The sequence below is a fragment of the Limnohabitans radicicola genome (assembly GCF_014837235.1).
GTDB classification, from domain to species: Bacteria; Pseudomonadota; Gammaproteobacteria; order Burkholderiales; family Burkholderiaceae_C; genus Limnohabitans_A; species Limnohabitans_A radicicola.
On the sequence record NZ_JACYFT010000010.1, the window covers coordinates 1 to 5,479 of the forward strand.

Annotated in this window: 4 protein-coding genes; all 4 read right to left on the bottom strand. The window is 57.2% G+C overall.

Going from position 1 to position 5,479, the window contains the following annotated elements:
- On the bottom strand, positions 1–2,017 hold a 2,017-nt coding region (locus IC609_RS15935; protein WP_191820517.1), incomplete at its 3' end, for a hypothetical protein.
- Between the two features lie 65 nt (positions 2,018–2,082).
- On the bottom strand, positions 2,083–3,435 hold the full coding sequence (locus tag IC609_RS15940) for a DUF1501 domain-containing protein (protein ID WP_225224270.1): 1,353 nt from the start codon (positions 3,433–3,435) through the stop codon (positions 2,083–2,085).
- 38 nt (positions 3,436–3,473) lie between these two features.
- A complete protein-coding gene (locus tag IC609_RS15945) occupies positions 3,474–5,156 on the bottom strand; it encodes a DUF1800 domain-containing protein (RefSeq protein ID WP_191820519.1) in 1,683 nt (560 codons plus the stop codon).
- A 78-nt stretch (positions 5,157–5,234) separates the two neighbouring features.
- Positions 5,235–5,479: hypothetical protein (locus IC609_RS15950; RefSeq protein WP_191820520.1), on the bottom strand; the 245-nt coding region annotated here is incomplete at its 5' end.

Genomic DNA, 5,479 nt, shown 5'->3' on the forward strand with positions numbered 1-5,479 from the left:
CCCGGATGCCCAGCAAGGCCAGGTCCTCTGGCGTCAGTGCCACAAGCGGCTGCCCCCCGGCGACGGTGAGCATCAGCCGGTCCACCGCACTGGCCAGCGCCTGCAGCTGCGCCAGAGTGTTGATGTGCGCCATCTGCAAGCTCTGGCGCTGGCCCAGGTGGTCGTGCAGCAAGGCCCTCTCGGCATCGTCGGTGCCTGCGCTGTTGCCCAGCTCGGTCAGCCCCAGCCCCTGGGGGTCGGGCGCATGCCACTGCAGCGCACTTGGCGGGTGCGCCAGCGCCTGCAGCAGCCCTCGCTGCAGCAGTGCGTGCAGCTGCAGCCCCGTGAGTGTGTGCGTCTGCTCCAGGCTCAAGCTGGCCAGATCCAGCGCCGCGATGGCATCGGCCGAGAGACAGCTGAGCTTGCTGCCCAAGGCCAGCAGCTGCTGGCTGTCCATGCGGGCGGCCTGCCCGGCGCTCAGGGCCGTCACCTGGCTGGCACTCAGGCCCGAGAGGCTGGGCGCTTGCATCTGTGCCCAACGATCGGGCGGGACCAGGTCAATCAGGCTGGCCTGCAGGGCCAGTATCTGTGCGTCGCTGAGCGCCTGCATGGCCCCGGCTGCGGCAAACTCTTGCCCCTGCGCCCGGCTGAGCGCGGCCAGTTGTGGCCCGCTGAGCTGGGCCATTCTGGAGGCGTTGATGTCGGTGTTGATCCCCAGGCTGCTGGAGGCGAGTGCAGTGGCGCTGTGCGTGAGGTCGGCCACTTGCTGGGTGGCGCTCAGCAGAATCTGCGCCCCGTTCAGGCTCAAGGCGTTGGCCTGCACGCTCAGGCCCGTGGGGGCCGCATCGCCTGCCTGCACGGTGTAGCTGAACTTGATCTCCTGCACCTGTTGCCCACCCTGGCCAGTGAGGGCCGCGCTGTAGTCGGCCCATGCGGTGCGCTCGCCCAGGCGCAAGGCCAGCCGGGGTTGGCCGCCTGTCGTGTCGATGTTGACCGCTTCGGCCAGGCTCACGCTGAACACCAGCACGTTGCCGCTGTACCAGCCGCCTGAGCCGGGGGTCATGCTGCGCCTCAGGTCCACGGTCATGTCCTGCACCTGGCTTGGGTTGGTGCTCACCTCCACGTCTTCTGTTTGTGGCGCATTGTCATTGGGAGTGAAGACAATTTGCACACGAGCCGTTGAAGGGTTGGAGCCTGTATTGCCCTGGCTCAAGGTGTTGAAGCTCATCTGCCCATCGGCAAAGTGCAGGCGATCGCGTCCAAAGCTGGTGGCCCCATTGGAGACGATGACCCTTTCCGTGGCACCGTTGACGGTGCGGGTGAAGGTGATGGCGCCCGAGATTTCAGTCAGGCTTCGGGTGTAGTCCAACCAGTTGCCTGTCAGGTAGATCTGGTCTTCACCGGCAAAGAGGTTGCGCGCATCGACCTGGGCGCCGGCCTTGACGTAGACCTTGTCAATGCGGCTTGTGCCCGTGATGATGGTGCTCTGGCCTTCTTCGGCCATGGCAAAGGTGGCCCCGGTTGTGGCGCTGGTGGTCGAGGCAAAGGCCCGCAGTTTGTTGCCTGCAGGCTCGGGCGGGCTGTAGGCTGTGCTGCTCAGGCTGCTGTCCTGTCCTGCAACGCTGGAGAGGGCCGCCCCCAGGCTGCTTTGCAGGGCTGCACGTGCGTGGTGGGTGAGCACCGCACCATCGGCAAAGATGAGCTGGTCGCGGCCCAGGGTGGTGGCGCCGTTGGCCACGGTGACTTTCTCGGTCAGGCCGCTGGTGCTGTCGGTGTAGCTGAAGACGATGGCGCCCGAGACGCTGCTGATGTCTTTGGTGTACTGGTCCCAGCGGTGGTTGAACACCACCACGTCGGTGCCGCCGAGCAAGTTGCGAGCGTCCAGCTCCACCCCTAAAGCCGCCCAGACGGTGTTGACGCCACCGCTGCCGGTGGCCACCACCTGCTGGTCGGTCAGCACGTAGTCGCTGGCAGCCGCACCCAAATCAAGCCTGTCTGCGTACAGGCCATTGATGAAGTAACGAAGGATGGTGGGCATGTCAACATGCCTCGCTCAAGAATTGAACCACGTGTCTGATCGGTAATAGGGACATGGCCAAGGCATCAGCTGTTCATGAAACCCAGGTTAGGTTGCGCAAAATTGCGCAAATCCGGAAACACCGCGTTGAGGTCGGTCGGGTTCAAGCCCATCCAGGCGGCCAAGGTGGCAGCGTACTGGTTGATGGATGTCGAAGGGATAACAACATCAGTGGAAAACGGCGCAACGTCTTCGCTGGTAGGCGTAATGTCAGCTGCACGGCCATACAAACCACCTCGCACCGCACCGCCCATGACCCATTGGTGCGAAGACCAAGCGTGATCAGTTCCATTTGATGCATTCATCCTTAGAGAGCGTCCAAATTCCGACATAGTGAACAGGGTCACTTGCGAAGCCATACCCAAGCTTTCCAAAGCCGTCAAAAAGGCATGACTTGCACTGTCAATCTGATTCCATAACTGAGAGTGAATAAGATATTGATCCACATGGGTATCAAAGCCACCCATGCCTACAAAAAAAATCTGTCGACCCGGTGCCTGCAATTGCTGACGGGCTTCAATGGCCCGCACCACCGCAAGTAATTGGTTGTGAAGGCTACTACTCTGCCCGCCTGCAGTAGTCGCAAACGCTTGATAACCCGGACTGTTTAGGTTGCTTACCATGCTGTTCAGCGCCGTGGACTGCGTCTGAAAATGCGCCAACTGATTAGAATAGCTCCGCACATAAGGCTGACTTGAAGACTGCCCTAAACCCAAAAGACCTGACGTATGGTCCAAATGAGCAAAGTTCAACGTCTGGTTGGGAGGCAAGTTGTCATACAGCATAAGCGGAGAAGTTTGCCAACGGTTGGCGCCGCCGAAACTGACCATCGCAAAATTAACTCCAGCCGAAGCCAATCCATATTTACCATTCAAGGCGCTCCAAACGCTGGCCCCCCATCCCTGCTCGGTACCCGCCCCTTGGGAATCAGAACGTGCCAGCATACTTATTTCCTGTTGTTCGTCGTGAGCGAACAATCCTGTAGGACGCTGTCGTACCATGAGATTGGATCGACTGACAGGCTCGACCAAATTGCCAACATTTTGAATGACCGCTACCTGTCCCTGTGTCCACCGCTGCTTTATTCTGACCAATGAAGGGTGAAAGCCCAAACTTTGACCTGAAGGGCCATTCAGCGGAATAACTTGATCGAAAGGAACCCCTACTCCAGTTCTGCTGGTAGCGTTGTAGACAGGACGCATACTCAGATACTGGGTGTGCAACGACTGGTCAGCAGGTAGTAACACGTTGTACCCATCGTTGCCTCCGTACAGAAAAAGGCAAACCAACGCTTTGTAATCTGACAAACTTTGGGCGGAAGCACCAGAATTCAGCAGCACAGTCGAAGCAGAAAGGCCACCGACCCCAGAGGACAACATGGTCTTCAAGAAATTTCTTCTGTCCATTTTGTATCCAATCATCTGACCAAAAACTGAGGGGAAGAGAAAATCAAGAAAACAGCCAATCTCAGTCGTTCAATTTTCTGACTGCTGCTTGAGCCTGAAATTGTTTGAACACGGGTGGCAATATATTGCTTTACATTTGCTGACAAAGTCCCGCCTGTCAGTCGAGTGTCTAGCATCGCTACCAAGCCCATCGGGTTGCTGCCCGCCAAGTCCAGCCATGCATCTGGCCAAAGCAGCCTGGTCCCTGTAGCGAGAGCCTTGGGCATGAGTGAATGAGCAGGTATCGCATCTGAATAGATCAGGGTATTGAGCCACTGCGACTTTGCCGAAGTGGACTGGAATCCCAACAATGCGAATTGGGGAGCCTTGAGCTTTCGAGAGGAGAGTGGCAACTCGAATTCTGGTGAGTAATAGTTGAACACCGAAGGCGCTGCAAAAGGACGCTGTCCCATCGCACTTGCTGCTTGGTCGAGCGCATACCCATCCGATACGAATCCCACACTTCTGAGCAAACCGGTTAAAAACAGTACGGGCTCGATCAACTTGCCATTTTGTTCGGGTGGATTCAGTGCTTCTGTATCTAACAATATAGCCCGGGTAACGAGTCTCAGGTCACCGCCGGTGCTGCTAAAAACTCTGGACACACGAGCCACATAGGCAGGACTAGGGTGTGATGTCACCAAAAACTGAATCAGCTGACGTGAAATATTGGGTGCCGTGCTCGGGTGTTGAGTCACATTGGTCAGTACCAGACTCATGGCTTGCGACGCGCTTGTTCCTGCAGGAATTGATGCACCATTGAGCAAAACTTTAGAACCTGAGTCATGTGCGTCACCAAACGGCTCCATGTCCCTCACCCATCGTTGATTGGCCCGCCAGCCAGTCAATGCACGAGAAAAATCTCTAACTTGTTCTTGGGTATAGTTTTCAACGCGGTTTCCATTTGCCCCCAACTTAAATGTTCCATCAGGATTCCTGGCAAATGCCCCGACACTGAAGAGTTGGAGCAATTCTCGGGCGTAATTTTGGTTAGGAGCATCCTTGTGAGAGGAGTCCAAATTCAAATACGCTCCCATCAGTGGACTTTTGGACACCCTCTCAAGAAGAGTTTTGTAGTTTCCAAATGCCTGGTCGCGTAGCATCTGCTGATAAAGACGCATGCCATACGCTTCTTTCGGTAATAGCGAATTACTTACAACCAAGATCTGACTCAAAGCCCAAGCCACCCTCAAACGCAATTGATCACTGTCAGTCAATGCACTTTTGAAAAAATTGGTAGACGGTCCGCTATTGGTCCAGTAAGCCCAATAAGTGCAAGCGGTCATTGTCTCGGTCGGAAACTGAGCACAATAAGCCTCTCGCGGTTCTACAGCCGCGACATTGGTCGGCGCAATGTACCCCAGCATGTAGTCGCTGTACACGCCCGCCGGCATGGCCAACTGCTCATCCACAAACCTTGCATAGCCCAGTTGCCGCAGCCGTGCAATCGACTCGGTGGTCGGCCCAAACGAGCTCTTCCACAAAAACCGCACCGCCTGCGCCTCGGTGATGGGCGCGGCCAGCAAGCCGGCAATGGTGCCATCGTCGGAGTCGGCGTTGGCCCGGCCTTCAGTGCCCCCACTGCCACCGCAAGCGGTCAAAAGCACGCAAGCCAGCAGCAACAGCACTGCCTTGCATCTGTTCCATGAATCCATGCGTCTTTCTGGCATCACGATTTCCTTGTGAGGGTCTGCCCTTGCGCCATCGGCGCAAGGGCAGTCTTTCGCGATCGCTCAGACCGGGAAAACTGGGTTGGCTGCGTAGAAATGACCGTTGAGGTCTTGCTGTCCCAACGTGTTTGCAGTCATGTAGCCAGTCAGCACAACAACGGCAGCTGTTGTTTCTCCACCGCTGCTGGCTCCCACGTAAGCGTCCATGGCGGATTTGGCCAAGGCCACACCCGGCGCCAGTGAGTTGCTCAGCTTGGCATCGGTCACGGCGCCGTTGCCGTCTGTCACCAGTTGCAGGTGAGTTGCGG